We start from the raw sequence: 22,946 nt of genomic DNA, 5'->3' as shown, positions 1-22,946 counted from the left end.
ACTCAAGACACAACAGAGGCCGAGAAAATGGATGTCAATGAACTGCTTGAACAATATGAGGCGGGAGAACGGGATTTTCGCAACATTAATTTAATTGGGGCGAATCTGGCTGGGGTAGATTTAAGTGAAGCTAGCCTGCGAGAAGCAGACCTGCGTCAAGCTAATTTTCAGGGTGCAAAACTGAATGGGACTAACTTAAGAGAGGCCAATCTGATGGGGGTTAATTTTCATAAAGCTAACCTCAGAGAAGCCAATCTCATCGGCACGAATTTAACGAGAGCAGACTTAAGTGAAGCTAACTTAAGTTTGGCTAACTTAAGTCGGGCAGTGGTGGAACGGGCTAACCTGGAAAAGGCTAATTTAATTGAGGCGATCGCCAGCGAAATTCGCCTCAGTTGGTCGAATCTCAAGCAAGCAAACCTCAGTCAAGCCAATCTCAGTCGGGCTAATTTAAGTGAAACCAACTTAACCCAAGCCAGTTTGGAGGGCGCTAACCTCACCATCGCCATTCTCAGTCGCTCGATGATGGAACAGGTTAACCTCAGTAATGCTACCCTCAATGGGGCTAATCTCAGTAACGTGAATCTGCGCCAATCTGATTTGAGCCGCGCGACGATGAGCGGTTCTAATTTGGCGGCGGCTGATTTATCCAAAACTCAACTTCGGGGAACTAATATTAGTTGGACGACTATGCGCGGTACTAACTTACAGGGCGCAAGTCTCTACCGCGCTAACCTCGGATGGTCCAATATGACGGGAGCTAATCTCACCGATGCCATTTTGATGGATACGAATATGTATCGAACTAATTTGCGCGATGCGAAGTTAAGTGGGGCGATTATGCCCGATGGTACGCCTTACTAAACCACCACCTAGGCTCTCTCTTCCCCCTTGACTGGGGTGGCGCTACAGGTTAAAGTTGAAAGTTTAAAGGATAAAGAAAAACTCTTTACGCTTTCAACTTTCTCTTTTTTCTTTTCTCCTCGATGGGTTTCGACTGAATCATTTAAGGAAGGCTGCGAACTTTTTCAACCCTGCTTCGGTCATTTTTAACCACGGCTGCGTACAATTAAATATCTACCTGTGCGATCGCTCAATTTTCTCGGTTGTTTTCTGATTGTCTCTCGCGGCTGACATGGGTTTTGCTCGAGCGACGTGGTGGTAGAGCAAGCGTTTTCATCAGGGTGCATTCATTCGTTTTAGCCGCATCACAGGCTCAGCTCATCGAATAGCAAATGGATCAATGATCTCGATCGGTACTTTTGCGATCGTCAGTTTTGCATTCAGCGATGTTTCGCTTGCATTACTGCGTCCCCCCACCCTCTCTAACCCTTCGGTCAAACCAAGGCAAGAACTACCACAACTTCTGGCAGTTGTCAACCCTTATAACCCCTTTGCTCCCGAGGAGGTAGACCTAGAAAATATCCCCTGTCGCAACGAACCGGTGGGTTTGGGAATCCCCGGCTTTCAACCAGGAGTCCCCAAATCAGCAGTGATCAAAATGTTCGGCGCTCCCAAGTACAAACTTCCGGGCTATTGGCCCAATACCAATGCCTTTAGCTACGAACTGATTCCCGATGAGGTCAGTTTGGGCTTTTTATTCGATCGCGATTCCCAATTACTGCGCCAAACTGAGGCGTCTTTCGCTCAAAGCGTCAGTACCGAGATTATTTTGGGCACGCTCAATAGTATGTTGGGTTGTCAGCTCAACCCGGAAATTACCCAGGGTTTTCAACAAGTCTGGCTCGGTGAAACCCCTAGTTACTCTTTTTCTCTGGACCATCTCAATGGCATCATCCACTGGGAAGAGCGCGATGTTCTTTCTGGCGTACCACCCCCCCATCCGCGCGTCTATATCGGCATTTGGGAAAAAGGCTTGCATCGCTAAGGCGTCGCTCAGTGAGTCTTCTGGTTCGCAATTGCTCCATTCTCAATTTCTACCCTCAGGGGCGGGTTGATGCGCGCGATCGCCCCTCGGAGTTATTTTACCCGCCACCTGCCCCGACTCGACCCGGGGCGCGATCGCTAAAACCCTGGCTTAAAACTTCCCTACGCCAAGGGAAAGGATAAAAAATTCTCAATTCAAGATTCAAAATTGTTAATTCAATATTAAATCCGGGCAGGAAAAAGGAATATGAGGGGTCGATTTTCTATATGATGAACCTAGGAGCGAAGAGGTTCACGAACAAGAGGTTCGATACGAATGATGAAAGCCCAAGATATAATGACCCAGGATGTGGTGACTATTCGCGGCTCCGCGACAGTTGCTGAAGCAGTTAAGTTGATGAAGGAGAAAGGGTTGCGCGCCCTGGTGGTGAATCGGCGGCACGATGAAGATGCCTATGGGATTGTCACGGAAACGGATATCATTTACAAGGTGGCGGCTTATGGCAGCGACCCGAAAAAAATCCGCGTTTATGAAATTATGACCAAGCCGTGCATTGTGGTCAATCCTCATTTAGGGGTGGAATATGTGGCGCGGTTGTTTGCCAATACCGGTATCCGCCGCGCGCCAGTCATCGACGGATCCCTGCTCGGAATTATCTCCATCACGGATATCCTCCGCAACAGTGACTTCGTGGAACAGCCGAAGGCTGTGTATTTTGAAGACCAAATTCAAAAAGCGGTGGAGGAAGCGCGGGCCATTTGTGCCGAAAAAGGTCCGACCTCTCGCGAATGTGCGGCGGCGTGGGATGCGGTGGAGGAATTGCAAGCTGAAGCCTCGCACCAGCAGGCTCGCAAACCCGCGAAAACTGCGTTTGACGACTATTGCAAGGAACATCCAGAGGCGGCTGAGGCTCGGATGTACGATGTCTGAGGCGAGCAGTTGTTAAGCTGACGGCTTGCTTTGTGAGGCGACAGTTCTGGAACCCGCCAGGACCGTAGCCTCACATTGTGTGTCGGACTCTGGAGCTGCCTGTTTACCCAATTTCTCCCGCAACGAATTATTTGCCCTTCGCACCCGCCGGATTTTTGGGTTTTGGATAACGAATTGACAACAGACAATAATTTTACTCTCTACCCATCTAAAATTTGTATTGTATTTTACGAATTGTTGCGAGTTTTGTGGTAAAGAGCGCAAACCTGGCATTCTAGAGGTAGGCGATTTCTAGACCCAGGAAATGGGCAAGGAAAAAACAATGGATGCTTACGACTTACTCAATCGCTACACGGCGGGAGAGCGGGACTTTCGGGGATGGAACCTGAATTGGGCGAACTTAATTGGAGCCATCCTCCAACAGGTGAACTTAGTGGGAGCCAATTTAATCGAAGCGTCTCTGGCTCGCGCCAACTTGAGTCGTGCCTTAATGATGGACGCGAAATTATGCGGTGCATTTCTCTACAGTGCGGATTTAACCTTTGTCAAGCTCAAAGGCGGGAACCTGATCGAAGCCGATTTAACGAAAGCCAATCTGCAAGGCGCTCATTTGGCGAATGCGGATTTAGCGGGGGCAAAACTGAGCGGGGCGATTCTCAAGTGGGTGACATTTTATCGGGCAAATTTATCGTCGGTTAACTTTTGCGGTGCCAATCTCAATGGCATCAATTTCCGCTGTGCGAACCTCACCGGCGCGAATTTAAACTGGACCAATCTTGCGGGGGCGCGATTGAGCGGTGCTTCTCTCAAAGGTGCTTTGTTAAACGGGGTGAAACTCAATGGCGCATTTTTGAATGGCTTAAATTTAGAGGGGATTAATATGAGTTCCCTGAATTTAAGCGATGCAAAATTGAGCGGAGCCAAATTGCAAGGTGCGAATTTCACCGGGGCGGATTTGCAGGGTAGCCAACTGCGAAATACGGATTTTGAGTCCGGAAATCTCAAGCAAGCCAACCTGCATCAAAGTATGATGAGAAAGGCTCATTTTCAGCGCGCCAATCTGATGAAAACCGACTTGCGCGAAACGGATATGCGAAATGCGGACTTGTCTGGGGCGAATTTGAATTTGGCTAACCTCGCCGGTGCGGATCTCAGTGGCGCAAATCTGCAAGGAGCGTATTTGTGGGGGGCGGATCTCGATGGTGCTTGCTTGCGCGATGCGGATTTGCGGGATGCGAGTTTGCGGGATGCGGCGTTGCTGGGTGCGGATTTGCGCGATGCCAATCTCACCGGTGCGGTAATGCCAGATGGGAAGATTTACGCTTAGTTTGGTTTGGGGGGTTGACTGAGATTCGGTTCAGTTTGGGCAATTGCTCGAGGGACGGTTGTGGCGGGGGGGTTTATCCACTTTTTTCCCAACCCCAAGCCTGTTGCTGAACTCGTCCCGACAATCGCCCTGGTGCATCTCCCTCGCCGCCGTGCAGATGAATCCCCGATCGCCGGGGTGGGAGAATGGCGCGGGGGGCGATCGCCAGAGCTAGCCCGGGGAGGAATAGCTCGGCGGGTAGGATCCGATGGAAAGCAAACGGCTACAAGTTAGCGATCGCGTTCTGGATCCGGTTGAGCGAGAATCTTGCCGATCGGCCAGACTTCTTGCAGCCACCACTGCACTTTCGGGCGCTGCTTATCTTTGTCCACCATGCGGGGCATAAACGCCAGGTCGATAAAATCGATTTTACCGCCTTCTACCTGCATAAGCGCGCCGGTGGGGGTGGACTGTTGCGCTTCGGCGATTAAAAAGTCCAGGGCTTGAGCGGCGAGACGAGTGGCTTGGATGCGATCGAACGGACTGGGATCGCCGCCTTGCTGCAAATGGCCGAGAATCGCTTGGCGCACCTGAAACACGTCTTTCCCTTCTTCTGCAAGCAAATCGCAGATGAACTCGCTGTCATACACCGAATGAGCGTTTTCATTACAAATAATCAACCCGACGCGCTTGCCTTGCTTAAACCCCTCAATCAGGGTACACAAGTCAGTTTGCAAATCCCGCAGGGTGAGTCCTTCCTCATTAATATACACTCGTTCCGCCCCAGTGGCCAAACCGCTCATCACGGCCAAATATCCGCAGTAGCGGCCCATGACTTTTACCAAAAAGCAGCGATTCGACGCTACAGCGGATTGCTTGATTTTATCCACCGCTTCGATGATATTGTTCAATGCCGTATCGGCACCGATACTCAGTTCGCATCCCGGCAGATTATTATCGATGGAAGCGGGCAAACAGAGGATGGGAATATTAAACGCCGGGAAGGTATCGCGCTGGGAATAAAGCTGATAGGCGGCTTCGTAACCGGTCCACCCGCCGAGAATCAACAATCCCTGAATGTCGTGGGCTTCAATTTGACGGGCGATCGCGTAAAAATCCTTAGCTTTGGGAATCTTGCGGCTGGTACCCAATTCCGAGCCGCCAGTGGTGGCCCAACCGCGCACGCTCAACCAGGTGAGTTGTTTAATATTCCCCTCAATCAGCCCGCGAAAGCCATGTTCCACCCCCAACATCACGTGACCCTTATCGATCGCGAGGCGAACTGCCGCCCGCACTGCGGTATTCATGCCCGGTGCCGCCGCACTGCAGTTGAGAATTGCCAGCCGCAACGGTTTGGTGCGCGGCATGTCGGGCTTGCTGGGTTTGGCTTGCATCAGGGTATGCAGGGTATCATAGGCATGTTTAAAATTCTCACCGCGCAGGTCCATTGCCTTGTGATAATTTCCCTGAGCGATCGCCTGGGCCACGGCATGACTCTGTTGCACGCAGTGCATCAGTGGCGAATGGGTGATGCGGTTGCCGCGCATTCCCATCAGAATCGGCTCGCTGTCTGGGGGGATATCCAGCAATGTGCGAACGGCGGCGTGTCCTAATAAAGTGCTTAAATTGCGATCGAATGCCGTGGGTGCGCCGCCGCGCTGCACGTGACCCAAAATCGTCACCCGGGCATCTTCCCCGAGTCTTTCTTCTAGCACTTGTTTGATATAATTACAAGAAATCGGATTGCCTTTGCGGTCTTTCGCCCCTTCAGCCACCAGCACGATGGAGTCGCGGCGACCGGATTCGCGACCGGCTTGCAACACATCGCACATCTGCTCTTCCCAATGGTCTCCTTCTGGGGGACATTCCGGAATCATTACCCAGTCGGCACCGGTTGCCAATGCGCCCATCAGCGCCAGATAGCCGCAGTTGCGGCCCATCACTTCTACCACAAAGGTGCGCTGGTGGCTGGCTGCGGTGGAGGAAATGGCGTCTACGGCTTCGGTAATCCGGTGCAGTGCGGTATCGGTGCCGATGGTCATGTCGCTGCCGTACATATCGTTATCGATGGATGCCGGTAAGCCGACGATGGTTAAATGGGGATAGCGCTCGGCTAATTCGCGGTCGATTTCGCCGCGATCGCGCAGTTCGGCCAGCAATTCCGGCCATTCCCGGCGAAACACATCGGCTCCCGTGAGACTGCCATCGCCGCCGATTGCCACTAACGCATTAATGCCGTAAGCTAACAAAGTGCGAGCTGCCTGCCGGCGACCTTCGCGGGTGCGAAATTCTTGGCTGCGGGCAGTGCCGATAATCGTCCCGCCTTGATGCAAGATTCCCGCTACATCGTACCAGTGGAACTGGCGGATGCAAGCTTCTGCCGGGGGCGCTTGTTCCCGGGTGCTGGCGTCGGTGGAACAAGCGCCGCCTTGTACCATGCCTTGATAGCCTTCGTAAATGGCATAGACTTCCATGCCGCAGGCGATCGCCGATCGCACTACCCCACGCACGGCAGCATTCATTCCCGGGGAGTCGCCCCCACTGGTCAAGATTCCCAGACGTTTTTTCTTTTCCACAAGTCCCTCCAATTCACTTTAACTCGGTTCATTCTTTAACGAATTTAATACAATGCGCGCAATTTGCCAGCAGCGAGGAAAAAGGGTAAGAATGACGATCGCTGGGGTTGGCGTTTCCCACGGATTCCCAGGCAAAATGGCAGCCAAACTCCCGGCGATCGCCCGAAGCGTTGCCCGGGCCGTTAGCGAAGGGCATGGCAACGCTGACGACCCGGGCAAGAGCCTTTCGGGCATGGTAACGCTAATGGAAGTGGCGCTGTCGGATCCGATTACAATCGGACGGCTCGAACGGAGGTAATGAGATTAGTTTTGCGAGACCAATTCCGGTTCTGGAGTGGCGCTTTTGCCGTTTTCGGAATACTCGGTCTGGGGGGTGGATACCTGGGGGTCGCCGATGTAAATGCCCAGCGATCGCGCGGTTCCCACCATGAAGCCATAAGGATCCACCGGAGAGGGACAGCGGTGTTCTTCGTGGCACTGGCGGACTAACCCGATAATCGTCTCTAAGGGTTTGCTGTCCACTTTTCCGCTTTGCCAGACCACCAGGCGATCGTATTGTTGGGCCGCGATTAAGTCTACCGCTTTGATGCCGAAGCTAGTGGCGAGTAGGCGATCGAACGATGACGGGGTACCGCTGCGCTGCAAGTGACCGAGCACGGTGACGCGGGTATCCACATTCTCCATCTCGCAGAATTCCGGGCGGTCCAGGGAACACATGCGACTGCTGTAGGCTTTAATATGCTTAGCGACAAAATTGCCGATATTTTTCCCGGCTTCTGTAGACCCCTCTTTCACGCCTTCTGCAACTACCACTAAGGCGAATTTGCGCTTTTCTTCACGCAGACTGGCCAGTTTTTCGCACAGATGGGCGATGGTTTCTTCGTTGACCACCGGGGTGAGTTCGGGGATTAAAATTGCATCTGCACCGCCGGCAATGCCCGCGTGCAGGGCTAAGTGACCCGCATCGCGACCCATCACCTCGGCAATCATCACTCGTTCGTGACTGGCGGCGGTAAAGGTGAGATCGTACAGGGCGGCGGTGACGGTATCCACGGCGGTATCGAAGCCCACGGCGCGTTCGGTAAACGGCACGTCGTTATCGATGGTTTTCGGAATGCCGATTAAGTTCCAACCGCCTTTCTTGGCTAAACTGTAGATGATGTCTAAGCTGCCATCGCCGCCGATCGCGATTAAAGCATCGAGATTTAAGCGTTGGTATCCTTCCAGAATTTGGGCGGCGACTTCCGGCTTTTCCGTGTCTCCTTTGCTCAGGGAACCGAGGACGCTACCGCTGAGGAATTGCAGCACGTCGAGTCCTTGCAAAACCCCGGGAATATCGTAGCCATGCTCGTATAATCGCAGCTCTTGGGGTTGGCGATTCCCCTGGGCAATTTCGATAAAGCCGTCGGTTCCGTAGGGAATGCCGTAGACTTCCCAGCCCTTGCGCGAGGCGCATTTGACTACCGCACGGATGACCGCGTTGAGTCCGGGACAGTCGCCGCCGCTGGTGAGGATTCCGATTCGTTTTTGCCGATCCATAAGTTTAACGCCTTCACTTAAGTGCCTAACTTTTTCGTCTGCTTCTACCCTAAAAGATTTCGACGGCTTCGCGGTGACAAAGGATACAAAAATTAATTTTTTAGAAAATATTTAGAATTGGCTGGTGCGATGGATTTTAATGGAGTTGGCGGGGACTTGTCAATGGGTTTTAACATCTATTTACATTCGCGATCGCCTCACCCTAAATTCAGCCGGCAGGCGTTCCCAGGCAAAGGCCCGGGAACGAGGAAACCATCCCGCCGGGGGGCGGGGAAACCGATTATACTGTAGAGGGAGTCACTAACGCTTCGTCGTAGTCAAAGCTTTGGATCACCTTCATGTATTGAGCGCGTTCGTAGGTGGTTTCGTCGGCCACATTGATTTGGCTCATGGTGCCGATCGCTTCTTTCACCGAAGAATACTCGTGTTCTTCCATCCATTCCACCATTTCCCGCTCGATTTCGCGCAGGTGTTCGATGCCGTGACGCAGCAGAGGCGAACAAACTTGTGCCACTTTCGCGCCGACCATCAGCATTTTAACCGCATCGCGACCTTTCTGAATCCCGGTAGTTGCGGCCATATCGGCTTGAATGCGACCGTAAAGCAGGGCAATCCAGCGCATGGGCAAGAGAGATTCTTGATGGTTGCTCAATACCAGATGAGGCCACACTTCCAACTCTTCCGGGGAAATGTCTGCTTGCAGGAAGCGGTTAAACATCACTAAGCCATTCGCGCCCACTTCATCCAGACGCTTTGCCATATTGGCCATATTGGTAAAATAGGGGCTGACTTTGACCGCCAGGGGTATGGTGACATCAGCGCGAACCGCCCGGACAATTTCGAGATATTCTTCTTCGATTTGAGAGGAAGTCTTGTCGGGGTCGGTGGGGATACTGTAGATATTGAGTTCTAGAGCATCGGCACCGGCTTGTTGGATTTGGATGGAGTAGTCTACCCAGTCGCCCAAGGTTGAGCCATTTAAAGAGGCAATAATCGGAACGTTCACCTGTTGCTTGGCGTCGCGAATGTGTTCGAGATAGACTTCCGGTCCTACGTGATAGGTGTCGGGGTCGGGGAAATAGGTGAGCGCTTCGGCGAAACTTTCGGTGTGACTGATGGTGTGATGGTGGAGTTCGTGCTGTTCGATTTTGAGCTGTTCGGCAAAGATACTATGCAGGACGATCGCGCCTGCGCCGGCATCTTCTAGGCGCTTGATGTTGTCGAGGTCTTCGGTCAGGGGGGCGGCGGCGGAGGGGATTAGGGGCGATCGCAGTTGTAAACCCAGATATTCGGTACTCAGATCCATTATCTTTATTCTCCTTGGAAAACACAAGCAGAGGTAGGGTGAGAGGGGAGAGAGCGAGAAATTTTCCTCACTCCCTCGATTTCACCTTACCGGACTTTGGTAGTTATCGTGCGGACTCGGTGGGCGGTGCGCTTTCAGCAGTTTCGCTGCTTTGCTTGCTGTGCCCGTTTTGTTCCCCAAGCTGACGGGCGGCGAGATATTCGTACATCTGCCAGCGCGTATTGATATCTTCTTGGGCTTCTTTCAATAACCGCTTGGCGTCTGCCGGTTTGGTCTTGGTGAGCATCTTGAAGCGGTTCTCGTTGTACATCGAGGTTTCCACCTTTTTCTTGGGCGATCGCATATCCAACTGCAAGGGATTCTTGCCTTCCGCGACCAGATCCGGGTTATAGCGATAGAGCAACCAGCGTCCGGCTTCCACCATTTGTTTCTGGTGCGTCATCGCGGTGGTCATGTTAATCCCGTGGGCGATACAGTGCGAGTAAGCGATAATCAAGGACGGCCCTTCATAGGCTTCTGCTTCCAAGAACACCCGCAGGGTATGTTCGTCCCGCGCGCCCATCGCCACGCTGCCTACATAGATATTCCCGTAGGTCATGGCAATCAAGCCCAGGTCTTTCTTGGGTGCGGGTTTCCCGCCAGCGGCGAACTTGGCCACAGCACCGCGCGGGGTGGCTTTCGAGGCTTGACCGCCGGTGTTGGAGTACACTTCGGTATCGAGGACCAACACGTTGACGTTGCGACCGGAAGCGAGTACGTGATCTAACCCGCCGTAGCCGATGTCATACGCCCAACCGTCACCACCGACGATCCACACGTCTTTCTTCACCAGGTAATCGGCGAGGCTCAGCAGTTGCTTGGCTTCTGGGGAATTCATGCCTTGCAGTTTTTGCTTGAGCTGTGCTACGCGGTCCCGTTGTTCCCAGATATCGGCTTCGGATTTTTGACTGGCATCGAGAATCTGGCGCACCATGTTATCGCCGATGTCGCCGCCGAGTTTGGCGAGCAATTCTGCCGCATATTGGGCGTGTTTGTCGATGGAGACGCGGAAGCCAAAGCCGAATTCGGCGTTGTCTTCAAACAGGCTATTGGACCAGGCGGGGCCGCGTCCTTCGGCGTTTTGCGCCCAAGGGGTGGTGGGCAGGTTGCCGCCGTAGATGGAGGAACAACCGGTGGCGTTGGCGATGACGCTGCGATCGCCGAACAGTTGCGAGAGTAACTTCAGATAGGGCGTTTCGCCACAGCCGGCACAAGCGCCGGAGAATTCAAACAAGGGTTCTTGCAGTTGTTGCTGGCGAATGCGATCGAGGTGCAGGTTGCGGCGATCGGGATTCGGCAAATCTACGAAGAAGGCCCAGTTTTCGTTTTCCGGTTCGCGCAAGGGCATTTGCGCTTCCATGTTAATCGCTTTGCGCGCTGGCATGGCTTTGTTCTTGGCGGGACATACATCCACGCAGATGCCGCAGCCGGTGCAATCTTCGGGGGACACTTGGATGGTGAATTTGGTGCCGCCAAATTCTTTATCTTTGGTATCGATGGATTTGAAGGTTGCCGGGGCGTTTTCCAGTTGTCCGGGGTCGTACACTTTGCCGCGAATCACGGAGTGCGGACAGACCATGATGCATTTGCCGCACTGCACGCAGACGTCGGGATCCCAGACGGGAATTTCTTGGGCGACGTTGCGTTTTTCCCATTTGGCGGTGTCGGTGGGATAGCTGCCATCACAAGGTAAGACGCTCACCGGCAGGTCGTCGCCTTCTTTGATCAGCATTTTGCCTTCCACGTCGCGCACGAATTCTGGCGCGCTGTCGGGAATGGCTGGCAGTTTGTGGATGGTGCTGTTGGCTTCGCCAATGTTGACTTCAAACAGGTTGGCGAGGGTGTTGTCTACGGCTTGCAGGTTCATGCGAACGATTTCTTTGCCTTTCTTGCCGTAGGTTTTTTCGATCGCTTTTTTGATTTCGGCGATCGCTTCGTCCCGGGGCAATACGCCGGCAAGGGCGAAGAAGCATACTTGCATTACGGTGTTGATCCGTCCGCCCATGCCGCTTTGGCGCGCTACTTGGCTGGCGTTGATGACGTAGAATTTCAGGTTCTTGCGGACGATCTGCTCTTGGGTCTCGATGGGCAGGCGATTCCACACTTCATCCGGTCCGTAGGGACTGTTGAGCAGGAAGGTGGCCCCGTTGGCGGCGGATTTCAAGACGTTGAGTTTTTCTAGGAAAATCCACTGGTGACAGCCGACGAAGTTGGCTTGTTGGATGAGATAGGTGGAGCGAATGAGCTGCGGTCCAAACCGTAAGTGAGAAATCGTAATCGCGCCGGATTTTTTGGAGTCATATACAAAATACCCCTGCGCGTAGTTGTCGGTTTCTTCCCCGATAATCTTGATCGAGTTTTTGTTCGCCCCCACGGTTCCATCTGCGCCTAAGCCGTAGAACATCGACCGCACTACGGTTTCCGGTTCGCTGGAGAAGTCGGGGTCGTAGTCGAGTGAGGTGTCGGTGAGGTCGTCTCTGATGCCGACGGTGAAGTGATTCTTCGGTTTGGCTTGCGCTAAGTTGTCGAAGATTCCTTTAATCATCGCCGGGTTGAATTCTTTGGAAGATAACCCGTAGCGTCCGCCGACAACTTTCGGCATGCTCTCGCCGGCCCATTCTTCGTGGATGGCGGTGATGGTATCGAGATACAGGGGTTCGCCGCCCGCCCCGGGTTCTTTGGTGCGATCCAATACCGCGATCGCTTTGGTGGTCTTCGGTAGGGCTTCGACAAACCGCTTCATGTCAAACGGACGGTATAGCCGCACTTTCAGCACGCCTACTTTTTCTCCGCGTTCGGTGAGATAGTCTACGGTTTCGTGCGCCGCTTCGCACCCGGATCCCATGAGGATGATGACTCGCTCTGCATCCGGCGCGCCTTCGTATTCAAACAGTTTGTAGTGCCGCCCGGTGAGTTCCCCAAATTTGTCCATCGCTTTTTGGACGATTTCGGGACACTCGGTGTAGAAGGGATTCACGCTTTCTCTCGCTTGGAAGAAAACGTCCGGGTTTTGTGCGGTGCCTCGCAAGACCGGGCGATCCGGGGTCAGTCCGCGCTGGCGATGGGCTAATACCCACTCGTCGTCAATCAGCGATCGCAGGTCGCTCTCTTCGAGCAATTCTACTTTTTGGATTTCGTGGGAGGTGCGGAATCCATCGAAAAAGTGAATAAACGGTACCCGGGATTCTAAGGTGGCTGCATGGGCGATCGCTGCCAAATCGTGCGCTTCCTGTACTGAAGCGGATGCCAATAAGGCAAATCCCGTCGCCCGGGCCGCCATCACGTCGCTGTGATCCCCGAAAATCGACAGCGCTTGCGCCGCAACGGACCGCGCCGCTACGTGAATCACCGCCGATGTGAGTTCGCCAGCAATTTTGTACAGGTTCGGCACCATTAACAACAACCCTTGCGATGCCGTAAAGGTAGTGGTCAAAGACCCGGTTTGCAATGCACCATGTACCGCACCCGCTGCACCGCCTTCCGCTTGCATCTCGACCACGGAGGGTACGGTACCCCACAGGTTCGGACGCCCTTCTGACATCCACGCATCCGCCCACTCACCCATCGGTGAAGCGGGGGTGATGGGATAAATTGCAATTACTTCGTTGAATTTGTACGCGACGCGGGCAACGGCTTCGTTCCCGTCCAGTGTGGCACGTGTTCTGTTAGTCATTTTCGTCAACCCTTGTGGAGAAACTACCAAGTTTTGCTCGTTGTTGGGCAAAATCTCTTATTTTTTGGGGCAGGGAATATCTCGAACAATGCTTTTTATTCCCTACTCGGTACCTGTATGGAGTTACCCCCTTTTAATTTAATAATTTCATCTTTTTTTCTTCCTTTCAGTAGACCGTGGTCAAACAACAGTTTTGTTGTTTAATTCACCCACCGACTCCCGAATATTTCTCTGTTCGCGCTTGCTTGTTTTCTTAACGTTTGCTTAACCCTCCGTTGGGAAACTTCTCGCTTCACTTTCATATTCGATTATAACTCGAACTTCTCTGCTGGCTGTTAGAATTTTTTAATATTTACCCCCAGGTAGATCGGTGCATTTTGTCAAGAGGAAGCGGGAAATTGCTCCGATGCTACACCCGGGCTTGAGCGGCTAAAACCCTTGCACCACAAGCGGTTTATTGATTTAGGTTCACCCCATAAAATCCGGCAGTTCCCTAGGGGATAGAAGGCAATTCACCGCCGAAGATAACAAACATTGAACTTTTATTAACTTTTGAAACAGAACGATCGCCCTTACATTAACCGAGATTTCTCGGCTAAATGATTAAGTTTTTTGTCTTTATATTTTCTTAAGTATTGCCCCAAACCCAGAGTCCTGGCAGTTGCCACCCAATTTCCCGTTCAAGTGGTCTTCCGGAGGCCAATGAAGCAGCAGGTGCAGCAGAGAAAATCAATCCTCGGACTGAAGAAATGTAGTGTGGAATACAATTGGCGGAGACATTGACCACCCTACCTAAAATGGGTGGGTGGGCAATGCCGAACCTACGCCGCTTGACATGAAACGAAAAGAGGGAATGGACAATTACGAAACCATTGTCTCCGCTTCCGCTTCTTCCATTTGCGCTAAATAATTCAAGGTTTCTTCCGCTTCTGCTTCGTCTACCACACTCAGGGCAAATCCCACATGAACGATAACATAGTCGCCCACTTGCGCTTCCGGAACGTAAGCGAGACTCACTTGCTTCACCACGCCGCCAAAGCTGACGGAACCGCTACGCAACAGGGGATCTTCCCCAGTAATTCTGACAATTTTGCCGGGAACCGCTAAACACATGGATCGATACTCCTTTTCTGTAACTGCTTATATTCTGACTCAGAAGCGATCGCGCGGGATGCAGCGACAATCTGTCCCAAAGCAATCCCCCCATCATTGGGCGGAATGCGCTGATGCCAATAGGGACGCAACTGGGCTGCCCGCAATCGCCGAATTGCCCGATCGCTGAGATAGGCATTTTGAAAACACCCTCCCGTGAGGACGATGCGCTCTTCTCCCACCGCCTGGGCCACCGCCGCGATCGCTTCTACTAACGTATTGTGAAACTTCGCCGAAATCGCCCCCACCGGCAAGCGATCGCCCAGATCCCGAACAATCTGCACCACCATCGGTCCCCAGTCAAAAACCACGGGGGAACCGGCCTCATCCCGGTGCAATTCAACCGGATAACCCTCATCAAGATCCGCGCCTTCTAAGGCAAATTCCAACCCCATCGCCGCTTGTCCTTCAAAGCTAAGGGTTTGGCGTACCCCGGCGATCGCCGCCACCCCATCAAACAGTCGGCCCGCACTAGAAGTGAGCGGTACATTGAGCTGACGCTGAAACATCCGCTGCAACAGCTTCAACTCCGACGGCGTAAAGGCATCGCGCAGGTGAGGCAACTCATCCAGGATACTTCCCTCCCCAAATACCGCCTCGCCGAACAATTCATAAAGCAACCCCAACGCCACCCGCCTCGGTTCTTTCACCGCCTTATCCCCCCCGGGCAGGCGAAAGGTGCGAAAGTGTCCCACACGTTCCCAGGATGACGGGCATACCCGCAAGAACTCGCCCCCCCAAATCGTGCCATCCAGTCCGTATCCGGTGCCATCCCAGGCGACGCCGAGCACCGATTCGCCTAAAATTTGGTTTTCTGCCATACAGGCGAGCACGTGGGCGTAATGATGCTGAACCGAGATAACGGGCAAGTGTAAGGTGGCGGCAAATTGGGTAGAGCGATAGTCCGGATGGGCGTCGCGCGCCACCAGTTGGGGTTGAGCGTCGTATAAGTCTTGCAAGCTGGCGATCGCCCGTTCGAAGGAGGCGCAAGCTTGCGGGGTTTCCAAGTCGCCGATATGCTGACTCACAAACATTTGCTCCCCCACTCCAATGGCGATCGTATTTTTCAGATGCGCCCCCACCCCGAGGATTTTCAGCAGATTTTTTTCCGCTTTTCCCCTTGACATATCGGCAGGGGGTGAGGTATAATTAGGGGAATTAAAATTGGCGGATATCGGTAGGGGTGCGTAGCCTCTGGCGCGGCGCATCACCATTTCTCGTCCCGCTACCACTCGCACGACGGAATCGTCAATCGGACGAACGATCGGGCGATTGTGAACTAAGAATAAATCGGCGATGTTTCCCAAGCGGGCGATCGCTTCCCCTTCGTCGGTGCAGATCGGTTCGTCGGAGAGGTTGCCGCTGGTGGCAACCACCGCTTGCCCGAAGTCCGCCAGCAGCAGGTGATGGAGGGGTGTATAAGGCAGCATGATGCCCAGGTAAGGATTGCCCGGGGCAACGGCGGGGGCAATGGCAGGATCGGCGATCGCGTGACGGCGCAGCAAGACAATCGGACAGGCGGGCGATCGCAGCACTCTCTCTTCCGGGGGCGATACCTCACAAACCCGCCGCACCCAGTCCAACCCGGGGGACATCAGGGCAAAGGGTTTCTCTTCCCGACCCTTGCACTGGCGCAGGCGTTGCACCGCGCGATCGTCCCCGGCATTCACCATCAGATGAAAGCCCCCGAGACCTTTCACGGCCACAATTTTTCCTTGACAAAGTGCGGTAACTGTGCTATGCAAGGCGCGATCGCCCTCTGCCAGTGATTTCCCCGTATTGTCCCATAATTCCAGATGCGGACCGCACTGCGGGCAAGCATTGGGTTGCGCGTGAAACCGTCGGTTGAGGGGATTGTCATATTCTTGCTGGCACTCCGGGCACATGTGAAAGTGCTTCATCGTGGTTTGCCCGCGATCGTAAGGCAATCCGGCGATAATCGTATAGCGCGGGCCGCAATTGGTGCAATTGGTAAACGGATAGCGATAGCGGCGATTCTGGCGATCGAAAATTTCTTGCAAACAGTCCGGACAAGTGGCAATATCGGGCAAGACCACCGCCGTTTTTTCCCCAGAAACACTGGCGCGAATTTCAAACGCCGTATAGCCCACCGGGTCTTGCCAACTTACCTCTAAATTTTGAATGAACGATAACGCGGGTTTTTCCGCCTCCAATCGCTGGCAAAAGGTTTCTAATTGTTGCGGCGTCCCTTCCACTTCGACAAACACGCCGCGCGCCGAATTGTTTACCCATCCGGTTAATTTTAATTCCGTTGCCAGTCGATAGACAAAGGGGCGAAAACCCACCCCCTGCACGGCCCCGCGAATCGTCAAGCATACCCGGTAGAATTGCGGGGAAGGCGGTTGATTTTCTGCGCCTGTTTTGCATTCAATCATGGAAGTTTGGGGTAAATTTCAGCGAAGAAACTACAAACCGGGTTTCTGACAGTTGTTGTTGGTAAAAGTAGCGGTAGGGTGGGCAATGCCCACCTTACCCTATTCTTAGAATTTCCCCCGAGGAATTTTCTAAGGCATAACCTCTACGATTCCACCGCAGAAGCTATCGGCGATTTCTTCAAGTGACTTTCCAGACAGCGATACCAATTTTCCATCCCTTTTCCCTTGCGGGCGGAGACTTCAAAAATGGTGGCTTGGGGGGCAACTTGGCGAATGTTGCTCAATGCTTTTTCGCGGTCGAATTCCACCGCTTCGGCGATATCGATTTTACTGACAATTACCACCTGAGCGGACTTAAAAACGGTGGGATATTTGAGCGGTTTATCTTCTCCTTCGGTGACCGAAAGCATGACTACGCGCAGGTCTTCCCCCAAATCGTAGGAGGCGGGACAGACCAGGTTTCCCACGTTTTCAATGATGAGTAAATCCAGGGAATCTAGGTTGAGTTGTTCGGCGGCGCGCATCACCATATCTGCTTCTAAATGGCAGACGGTGCCGGTGGTAATTTGCACGGCGGGTGCGCCACTGCTTTGCAGGCGAATGGCATCGTTATCGGTTTCTAAGTCGCCGACAATCACGCCAGCACTGAGGCGATCGCGCAGGTCTTTGAGAGTGCGTTCCAGGAAGGCAGTTTTCCCGGAACCGGGGGAAGAAAGTAGGTTGAGAACGAGTAATTGTTTGGCGAGAAAATAGCCTCGGTTGCGTTCGGCGAGTCTGTCATTTTTGCTGAAAATAGATTGCGCGATCGCGAGAGTTTTGTGACCGTTTGTTGGCGGGTGATGGTGATGATTGCGATCGGGGGAATGGTCGTGGGAATGGTCGGGGGAATGGTCGTGGGAATAGTCGGGGGAATGGTCGTGGGAATGGTCGTGGGAATGGTCGTGGGAATGGTCGTGGGAATGGTCGTGGGTGTGGTTGTGAATGCCCACGTCGCCGACAATGCTGCAGCCGCAATCTTGACACATATTAAGAAACCTCCAATGTTGTTAACTCGATTTCTCGTCCGCTGCGAATGTCATGGCTGAGTTGATGACACTGCGGACATTCGTAAATTAAATCTTCGGGTTTAAATTCAGTTTGACAATTGGTGCAGTAGCAGACCACTGGCATTTGTTCGATTTCAAATTTTGCCCCTTCGGCAATGGTGTTGCGCGCCACCACATCAAAGGCAAATTCTAACGCTTCCGGAACCACGCCCGACATGGCACCCACGCGCATTTTCAGGCGATGAATTTTGTTCGCGCCTTGTTGAGAAGCGTGTTGCAACGCAATATCGAGGGTGTTTTCCATTAAACTAACTTCGTGCATAATCGGTATTGGGTGGAGATTAAGCCACGGTTTGGGAAGCAGGAGTGCGGATTAACCGATCGATTTGGGTTAATGCATCCCCCATTGCGCGTTGGGCGGTGGGTGAGAAGGACTCGCCAAACTCGAAATTGGTGGCGGGAATGGCCACAAACCACGCTTGCGGCGCATGTCCGTAAAGCGCTTCGGCGAGGGTGAGGAGCGATCGCGGGTCGCTGCTGTGGTCGAGAGTGCTAGCGCCGACCCCGGAGAGGGTATGTGGGCAATCGAGTTTTACCACTTGTACCTGTTGGGTCTCGGTGGCGGGGTAGGCATCGATAAAAATGGCTACATCCGCTTCTGAGAGAGGTTCTGCTAGTTCCGGCGTCAGTTGGTGAACCGCCAGCGATCGCACCTGGGGCAATTGCCAGGATGCCACCCGTTCTGCCACCCGCTGACCCAAGCCGTCATCGCTGCGAAGGTCATTGCCATAACCGATCGCGAGGACCGATAGCGGGCGAGTTAGGTCTGAATGTATGGGATTTGCCGTTAGCGATCGGCTCATCATTGCCCCCTATAGTTTCTTAACAATATTCTAACGCAACTTCTTTTTGTTTGTCGCGCAAAAGCTTCACTACTTCTTCCACTAAACTGCGGCGAATCGAGATATTTTTCGGCAGCAGTGGATTTTGATAAAATTCGTTAATTTTTTGCCCGACAACAAACAACAGCGAGTCCGCTTGCAGGATTTCTTTGGCCAGCAAAACCGCCCCATTGTTATCCCTGGGCAAGCGGGCAATGTCGCAGTTGCACTTTTTCAGCACTTCCAGACATTTCGACAGGGTTAAAATCCCTTCGGTGACTAAATCGATGCCGCTTAATTTGCCAATCGGGGGCAATTCTTTCCGCATGGTGGCAATATCCATTTCGATGGTTTCTCCGAGATAATTGGCCACAATATTGCCCGTGGTTCCCCCGCAGATGACTTTTCGACCCTCAAAGTTTAACAGTTTTTTCACGTAAACCGGATCTTGCTTTTCCTCTAATGGCGGACCGGTGAAAATCATTAACGGTTTGCGCTGTCGGACGTAGACCCCCACAAAGGTGGCATCATCGCCAATTTGGCCGCGATAAAGGGAGTGGGTTTCGGCAATTACTTTCTGCACGATATTGCGCGCTGTATGGGTTTGATGCAAAAAGATTCCTTCGATATGTTTGGCGATATTATCCCATCCCCACCCAAAGTTTAAGGCCACACCTAACCCGGCGTAAAGGACGCCATCGCTAATCGCCCCGAGAAAGTCATCTCGTTCTAGCACTCCTTCATAGAGGGTAATTTTGCGCTCTAATATTTTTTGGGTTTGGCCTTCTAACTTGACGAGTTTGCCTTTTTTAAAGTATAATGGAGGAGGATTGTCGAAGTTAATTACTTTAAATTGATTGCTGTGATGGTCGATTTGTAAAATGGTAAAGGTGGCATAGGCAATTTTTCTAACCTGACAAATGGGTAACGTGCCGATAACGGTGGGAATGACTTCCTCTAACGGTACGTCTGCATTAAGCATGGAAATGAGAATTTCGGTGGTGAGGGTGGCGAGAATGTTCGCTTTTACGCCACTGCCCAATCCATCGGAAAGCACGATGGTGGTTTTGTCTTCAGTTTTGCGAAAAATGACGCGATCGCCACAGAGTTCTTCTCCTTTCTTGGTTAAACTTAAGTCATAAATGTCTAAGAAGTTATCCATCTAAAACATTTCCCCTTCGACGAGTTTCAGAATTTTCAACAAACTGACTTTCGTTTCGGCGGTGGTTTCTCCCAGCAACCCGGCAATTTCTTGGGCGACTTTCATTTGATTGTCTACCACTTCATTGACTTTGGCCACGGTTTCTCGTTTGAATTCGAGCAGTTCTTTTTTGCGCTGCCACTCGTGGGTGATGTCTACCATGATGCAGGCGATCGCATTCTGGTCTTGAATGGAAAAAATCACCTGGCGCAGGTACAAATTATGACTGGGAAATTCTTTCTCTTTCCCGCGAATTACCTCGTTATTTTCCCAGACGCGCTGCAAATCGCTAACATCCCCGAAAAAATCGGCGGCGTTTTGACCCACCATTTCTTCTCGGTTGACCTGAAACATTTTACAAAAGGCGGGATTGACTACGGCGATCGTCATGTCGGAATTCACCACGATTAATCCGTTGGGGTCATATTCCCACAGAAGTTCCCATAACGTTTTTTCGCTTTGCTGAACCATAAAACTTACTTGACTACTTCTTGAATATTGGGTAAAATCTCGTCGGTGAACTTTTCTTCGATATTGTCCGCACTGATTTTGGTGAAGACATTATCTTGAAACTTCATCACAATGCCAACGCTACAGGTTTCCAGACAAAACGAACCCTTCAGTTCGATTTTATCTTCTAGGTCGTGTTCTTTAATTAAACTTTGCAATTTCGGTAAAACTTCATAAACCCCCAGTTGATGACATGCCGACCCCATACACAAATATAGATTTTCTTTGCTCATTCCATTTTCTCCTGAGTCTGCCTTTTCGTTCCCGGTGGAAACCGGGAACGACAGATGCGTTAGTGCCGATAAACTTGATTGAGAAGCGAACCATCTGCGCCGACTAATTCGATATGCAGAGGCATTTGACCCGCCGCATGGGTGGAACAACTCAAGCAAGGATCGAAGGCGCGAATCCCCGCTTCCACTCGGTTTAACATCCCTTCGGGAATTTCGTTTCCGTGAATGTAATGTTTGGCAATTTGGGTAACGGTTTTGTTCATTGCCAGGTTATTTTGTCCCGTGGCAATAATTAGGTTAACTTTTTTAATTAACCCATTTTTGTCTACCTGATAATGGTGGAATAAGGTGCCGCGCGGCGCTTCGCTGACGCCGATGCCTTCTAGGTTATTGATGCCGGCGATCGCCCGGGTTCTTTCCGATATCACATCCGGATCGTTCACCAGTTGTTCGATGCGTTCGAGGGCGGCGAGAATTTCGATTAATCGCGCATAGTGATAGTAGAACGAAGAAGTGGCAACACCCCCGGCGCGATCGCGAAATTCTTGCAGTTCTTTATCCGCCGCCGGGGTTCCCATTTTGCTGCAAATGTTCAAGCGCGCTAACGGTCCGACCCGATAAATCCCATCGGGATATCCCATCGGTTTGTAATAGGGGAATTTCAGATAAGACCAGGGTTCGACTGCTTCGCCGAGATATTCTTCGTAATCATCTTCGCTGAGATTGTCGGCGACAATATTGCCCTCGCTATCGGTAAAGCGCAAATGACCGCCGTAATGTTCCCAAACTCCATCTTTGCCCACTAATCCCATGAATAAGGAGGGGAATTCTCCGAAGGTATTTACTTCGGTTTCAAAGCGATCGAGTAGGTCTTTGAACAATCCCAAGGCGGTGTCGATGGTTTGCCGCGACTCGGGCAAGCGATCGCGAATCCAATTGCGTCCTTCTTCGGTTAGCGGCGTTCTCACCCCACCGGGAACCGCCCACGCCGGGTGAATTTTTTTCGCCCCTAACAATTCGATGACTTTTTGCCCAAATTGCCGCAAGCGAATTCCACTGCGCGCTAAATCCGGATCCGCCGCAATTAATCCAAACACATTTCGCTTCGCCGGATCGCTATCCCATCCTAACAGAAAATCGGGACTGCTCAGGTGAAAGAAACTCAAGGCATGGGACTGCGTAATCTGTCCCAAATTCATCATCCGGCGCAATTTTTCCCCTGCCGGCGGAATCTGTACCGCTTGTATTTTATCCCCCGTTTTCGCCGAAGCAAGTAAATGAGACACGGGGCAAATTCCACAAATTCTGGCCGTAATTCCCGCCATTTCCCACATGGGTCTCCCTTCGCAGAATTTCTCAAATCCGCGAAATTCCACTACGTGAAAGCGGGCGTCTTCCACTTCTCCGGCATCATCTAGATACACGGAAATTTTCGCGTGCCCTTCAATACGAGTGACTGGATCGATGACAACTGTTTTAGACATAGTTTTTCTCCCGAATAAGAGTAAAGGAAAATTTGATTATTGGTCATGTGGTAACAGGTCATTGGTCATTGGTCATGTGGTAACAGGTAACAGGTCATTGGTACTCCCACAAAGGACAAAGGACAAAGGACAAAGGACAAATGACCAATGACAAAGGACAAAGGACAAAGGACAACCCACAAATGACCAGCTCCAAACCAAGTTTTTCCTTTACCCGAACTTAATCATATCCCGCCCTTCCATGACGGGTTGTTCGCCTTTGAGCATGGGTTCTAAGGTGGATTTGATGCGATCGGCGTCTGGGGGACATCCCGGCATAAACAGGTCTACATCGACGACTTCATGGACGGGACGGACGCGATCGAGCAATTCCGGGACGATACCGGGGAAATGGGGTAACTGCGGTGAGTCGTCTCCTAATTCCAAATAAGAGCGTTTCAGAACGGGTTCGGCTTTTCCGAGCATATTTCGCATTCCCGGAACATTTGCGGTAACGGCGCAGTCTCCGAAGGAAACGAGGAATTTCGTGCGTTTTCTGGCAATGCGAATCAGTTCTAAATTTTCCTCGTTGGCGACGGCACCTTCGACTAAGCAAACATCCACATCGTCGGGATAATCTTTGAGGTCGCAACCCACGGGACTGTAAACCACATCCACATGTTCGGCTAATTCGAGCAACCACTCGTCTAAGTCGAGAAAGGACATGTGACAGCCAGAGCATCCGGCTAACCAAATTGTCGCCAATTTTATTTTACTCATTTTTGCGTCTCCTAATCAATGTCGGGG

General features: G+C 52.1%; 19 protein-coding genes. 5 read left to right on the top strand and 14 right to left on the bottom strand.

What is annotated here, in order from left to right; translation table 11 throughout:
- Positions 1 to 27: 27 nt before the first annotated feature.
- The 4 genes from AC0QH1_RS08215 to AC0QH1_RS08200 all read left to right on the top strand — a co-directional run bounded on the left by AC0QH1_RS08215 (position 28) and on the right by AC0QH1_RS08200 (position 4,145).
- Positions 28 to 864 (top strand): pentapeptide repeat-containing protein, encoded by an 837-nt coding sequence (locus AC0QH1_RS08215; protein ID WP_324630562.1) that lies wholly within the window; start codon positions 28 to 30, stop codon positions 862 to 864.
- A gap of 379 nt (positions 865 to 1,243) precedes the next feature.
- The gene (locus AC0QH1_RS08210; RefSeq protein ID WP_324630561.1) at positions 1,244 to 1,888 is read left to right on the top strand and encodes a hypothetical protein; all 645 of its coding nucleotides are present in this window, start codon (positions 1,244 to 1,246) and stop codon (positions 1,886 to 1,888) included.
- A 315-nt stretch (positions 1,889 to 2,203) separates the two neighbouring features.
- Positions 2,204 to 2,818, top strand: coding sequence for a CP12 domain-containing protein (locus tag AC0QH1_RS08205; protein WP_324630559.1), 615 nt, complete (start codon positions 2,204 to 2,206; stop codon positions 2,816 to 2,818).
- 322 nt (positions 2,819 to 3,140) lie between these two features.
- Complete coding sequence (locus AC0QH1_RS08200) at positions 3,141 to 4,145, top strand: pentapeptide repeat-containing protein (protein WP_324630557.1); 1,005 nt, start codon at positions 3,141 to 3,143, stop codon at positions 4,143 to 4,145.
- 269 nt (positions 4,146 to 4,414) lie between these two features.
- On the opposite strand, the gene AC0QH1_RS08195 is transcribed toward AC0QH1_RS08200, so the two are convergent.
- On the bottom strand, positions 4,415 to 6,700 hold the full coding sequence (locus AC0QH1_RS08195; RefSeq protein WP_324630555.1) for a 6-phosphofructokinase: 2,286 nt from the start codon (positions 6,698 to 6,700) through the stop codon (positions 4,415 to 4,417).
- A gap of 91 nt (positions 6,701 to 6,791) precedes the next feature.
- Here AC0QH1_RS08195 and AC0QH1_RS08190 point away from each other — a divergent pair, with 91 nt between their 5' ends.
- Positions 6,792 to 6,998, top strand: a complete 207-nt coding sequence (locus AC0QH1_RS08190; RefSeq protein ID WP_324630554.1) for a hypothetical protein — start codon at positions 6,792 to 6,794, stop codon at positions 6,996 to 6,998.
- 5 nt (positions 6,999 to 7,003) lie between these two features.
- Here AC0QH1_RS08190 and AC0QH1_RS08185 read toward each other — a convergent pair whose 3' ends face one another.
- The 13 genes from AC0QH1_RS08185 to AC0QH1_RS08125 all read right to left on the bottom strand — a co-directional run bounded on the left by AC0QH1_RS08185 (position 7,004) and on the right by AC0QH1_RS08125 (position 22,919).
- A complete protein-coding gene (locus AC0QH1_RS08185) occupies positions 7,004 to 8,239 on the bottom strand; it encodes an ATP-dependent 6-phosphofructokinase (protein WP_324630552.1) in 1,236 nt (411 codons plus the stop codon).
- Between the two features lie 280 nt (positions 8,240 to 8,519).
- Positions 8,520 to 9,545 (bottom strand): dihydroorotate dehydrogenase-like protein, encoded by a 1,026-nt coding sequence (locus AC0QH1_RS08180; protein ID WP_324630551.1) that lies wholly within the window; start codon positions 9,543 to 9,545, stop codon positions 8,520 to 8,522.
- A gap of 103 nt (positions 9,546 to 9,648) precedes the next feature.
- A complete protein-coding gene (gene nifJ, locus AC0QH1_RS08175; protein ID WP_324630550.1) occupies positions 9,649 to 13,257 on the bottom strand; it encodes a pyruvate:ferredoxin (flavodoxin) oxidoreductase in 3,609 nt (1,202 codons plus the stop codon).
- 861 nt (positions 13,258 to 14,118) lie between these two features.
- On the bottom strand, positions 14,119 to 14,370 hold the full coding sequence (locus AC0QH1_RS08170) for a HypC/HybG/HupF family hydrogenase formation chaperone (protein WP_324630549.1): 252 nt from the start codon (positions 14,368 to 14,370) through the stop codon (positions 14,119 to 14,121).
- Positions 14,361 to 16,805, bottom strand: coding sequence for a carbamoyltransferase HypF (gene hypF, locus AC0QH1_RS08165; RefSeq protein ID WP_324630548.1), 2,445 nt, complete (start codon positions 16,803 to 16,805; stop codon positions 14,361 to 14,363). Before hypF ends, AC0QH1_RS08170 begins: the two co-directional genes overlap by 10 nt.
- A 143-nt stretch (positions 16,806 to 16,948) precedes the next feature.
- Complete coding sequence (gene hypB, locus AC0QH1_RS08160) at positions 16,949 to 17,830, bottom strand: hydrogenase nickel incorporation protein HypB (protein WP_324630547.1); 882 nt, start codon at positions 17,828 to 17,830, stop codon at positions 16,949 to 16,951.
- Between the two features lies 1 nt (position 17,831).
- The gene (gene hypA, locus AC0QH1_RS08155; RefSeq protein WP_324630546.1) at positions 17,832 to 18,173 is read right to left on the bottom strand and encodes a hydrogenase maturation nickel metallochaperone HypA; all 342 of its coding nucleotides are present in this window, start codon (positions 18,171 to 18,173) and stop codon (positions 17,832 to 17,834) included.
- A gap of 19 nt (positions 18,174 to 18,192) precedes the next feature.
- Entirely contained in the window at positions 18,193 to 18,717 is a 525-nt protein-coding gene (locus AC0QH1_RS08150; protein ID WP_324630544.1) for a hydrogenase maturation protease, read from the bottom strand.
- A gap of 16 nt (positions 18,718 to 18,733) precedes the next feature.
- A complete protein-coding gene (locus AC0QH1_RS08145) occupies positions 18,734 to 19,894 on the bottom strand; it encodes a SpoIIE family protein phosphatase (protein WP_324630543.1) in 1,161 nt (386 codons plus the stop codon).
- Positions 19,895 to 20,404, bottom strand: a complete 510-nt coding sequence (locus AC0QH1_RS08140) for a PAS domain-containing protein (RefSeq protein ID WP_324630542.1) — start codon at positions 20,402 to 20,404, stop codon at positions 19,895 to 19,897.
- A 5-nt stretch (positions 20,405 to 20,409) separates the two neighbouring features.
- On the bottom strand, positions 20,410 to 20,676 hold the full coding sequence (locus tag AC0QH1_RS08135; RefSeq protein WP_324630541.1) for a (2Fe-2S) ferredoxin domain-containing protein: 267 nt from the start codon (positions 20,674 to 20,676) through the stop codon (positions 20,410 to 20,412).
- Between the two features lie 59 nt (positions 20,677 to 20,735).
- Positions 20,736 to 22,160, bottom strand: a complete 1,425-nt coding sequence (locus AC0QH1_RS08130) for a Ni/Fe hydrogenase subunit alpha (RefSeq protein ID WP_324630540.1) — start codon at positions 22,158 to 22,160, stop codon at positions 20,736 to 20,738.
- A 210-nt stretch (positions 22,161 to 22,370) separates the two neighbouring features.
- Entirely contained in the window at positions 22,371 to 22,919 is a 549-nt protein-coding gene (locus tag AC0QH1_RS08125) for an NADH-quinone oxidoreductase subunit B family protein (RefSeq protein ID WP_324630539.1), read from the bottom strand.
- Positions 22,920 to 22,946: the final 27 nt, after the last annotated feature.

It is taken from the genome of Phormidium sp. CCY1219, assembly GCF_055795085.1.
This window is presented reverse-complemented; position numbering and strand designations above follow the sequence as displayed.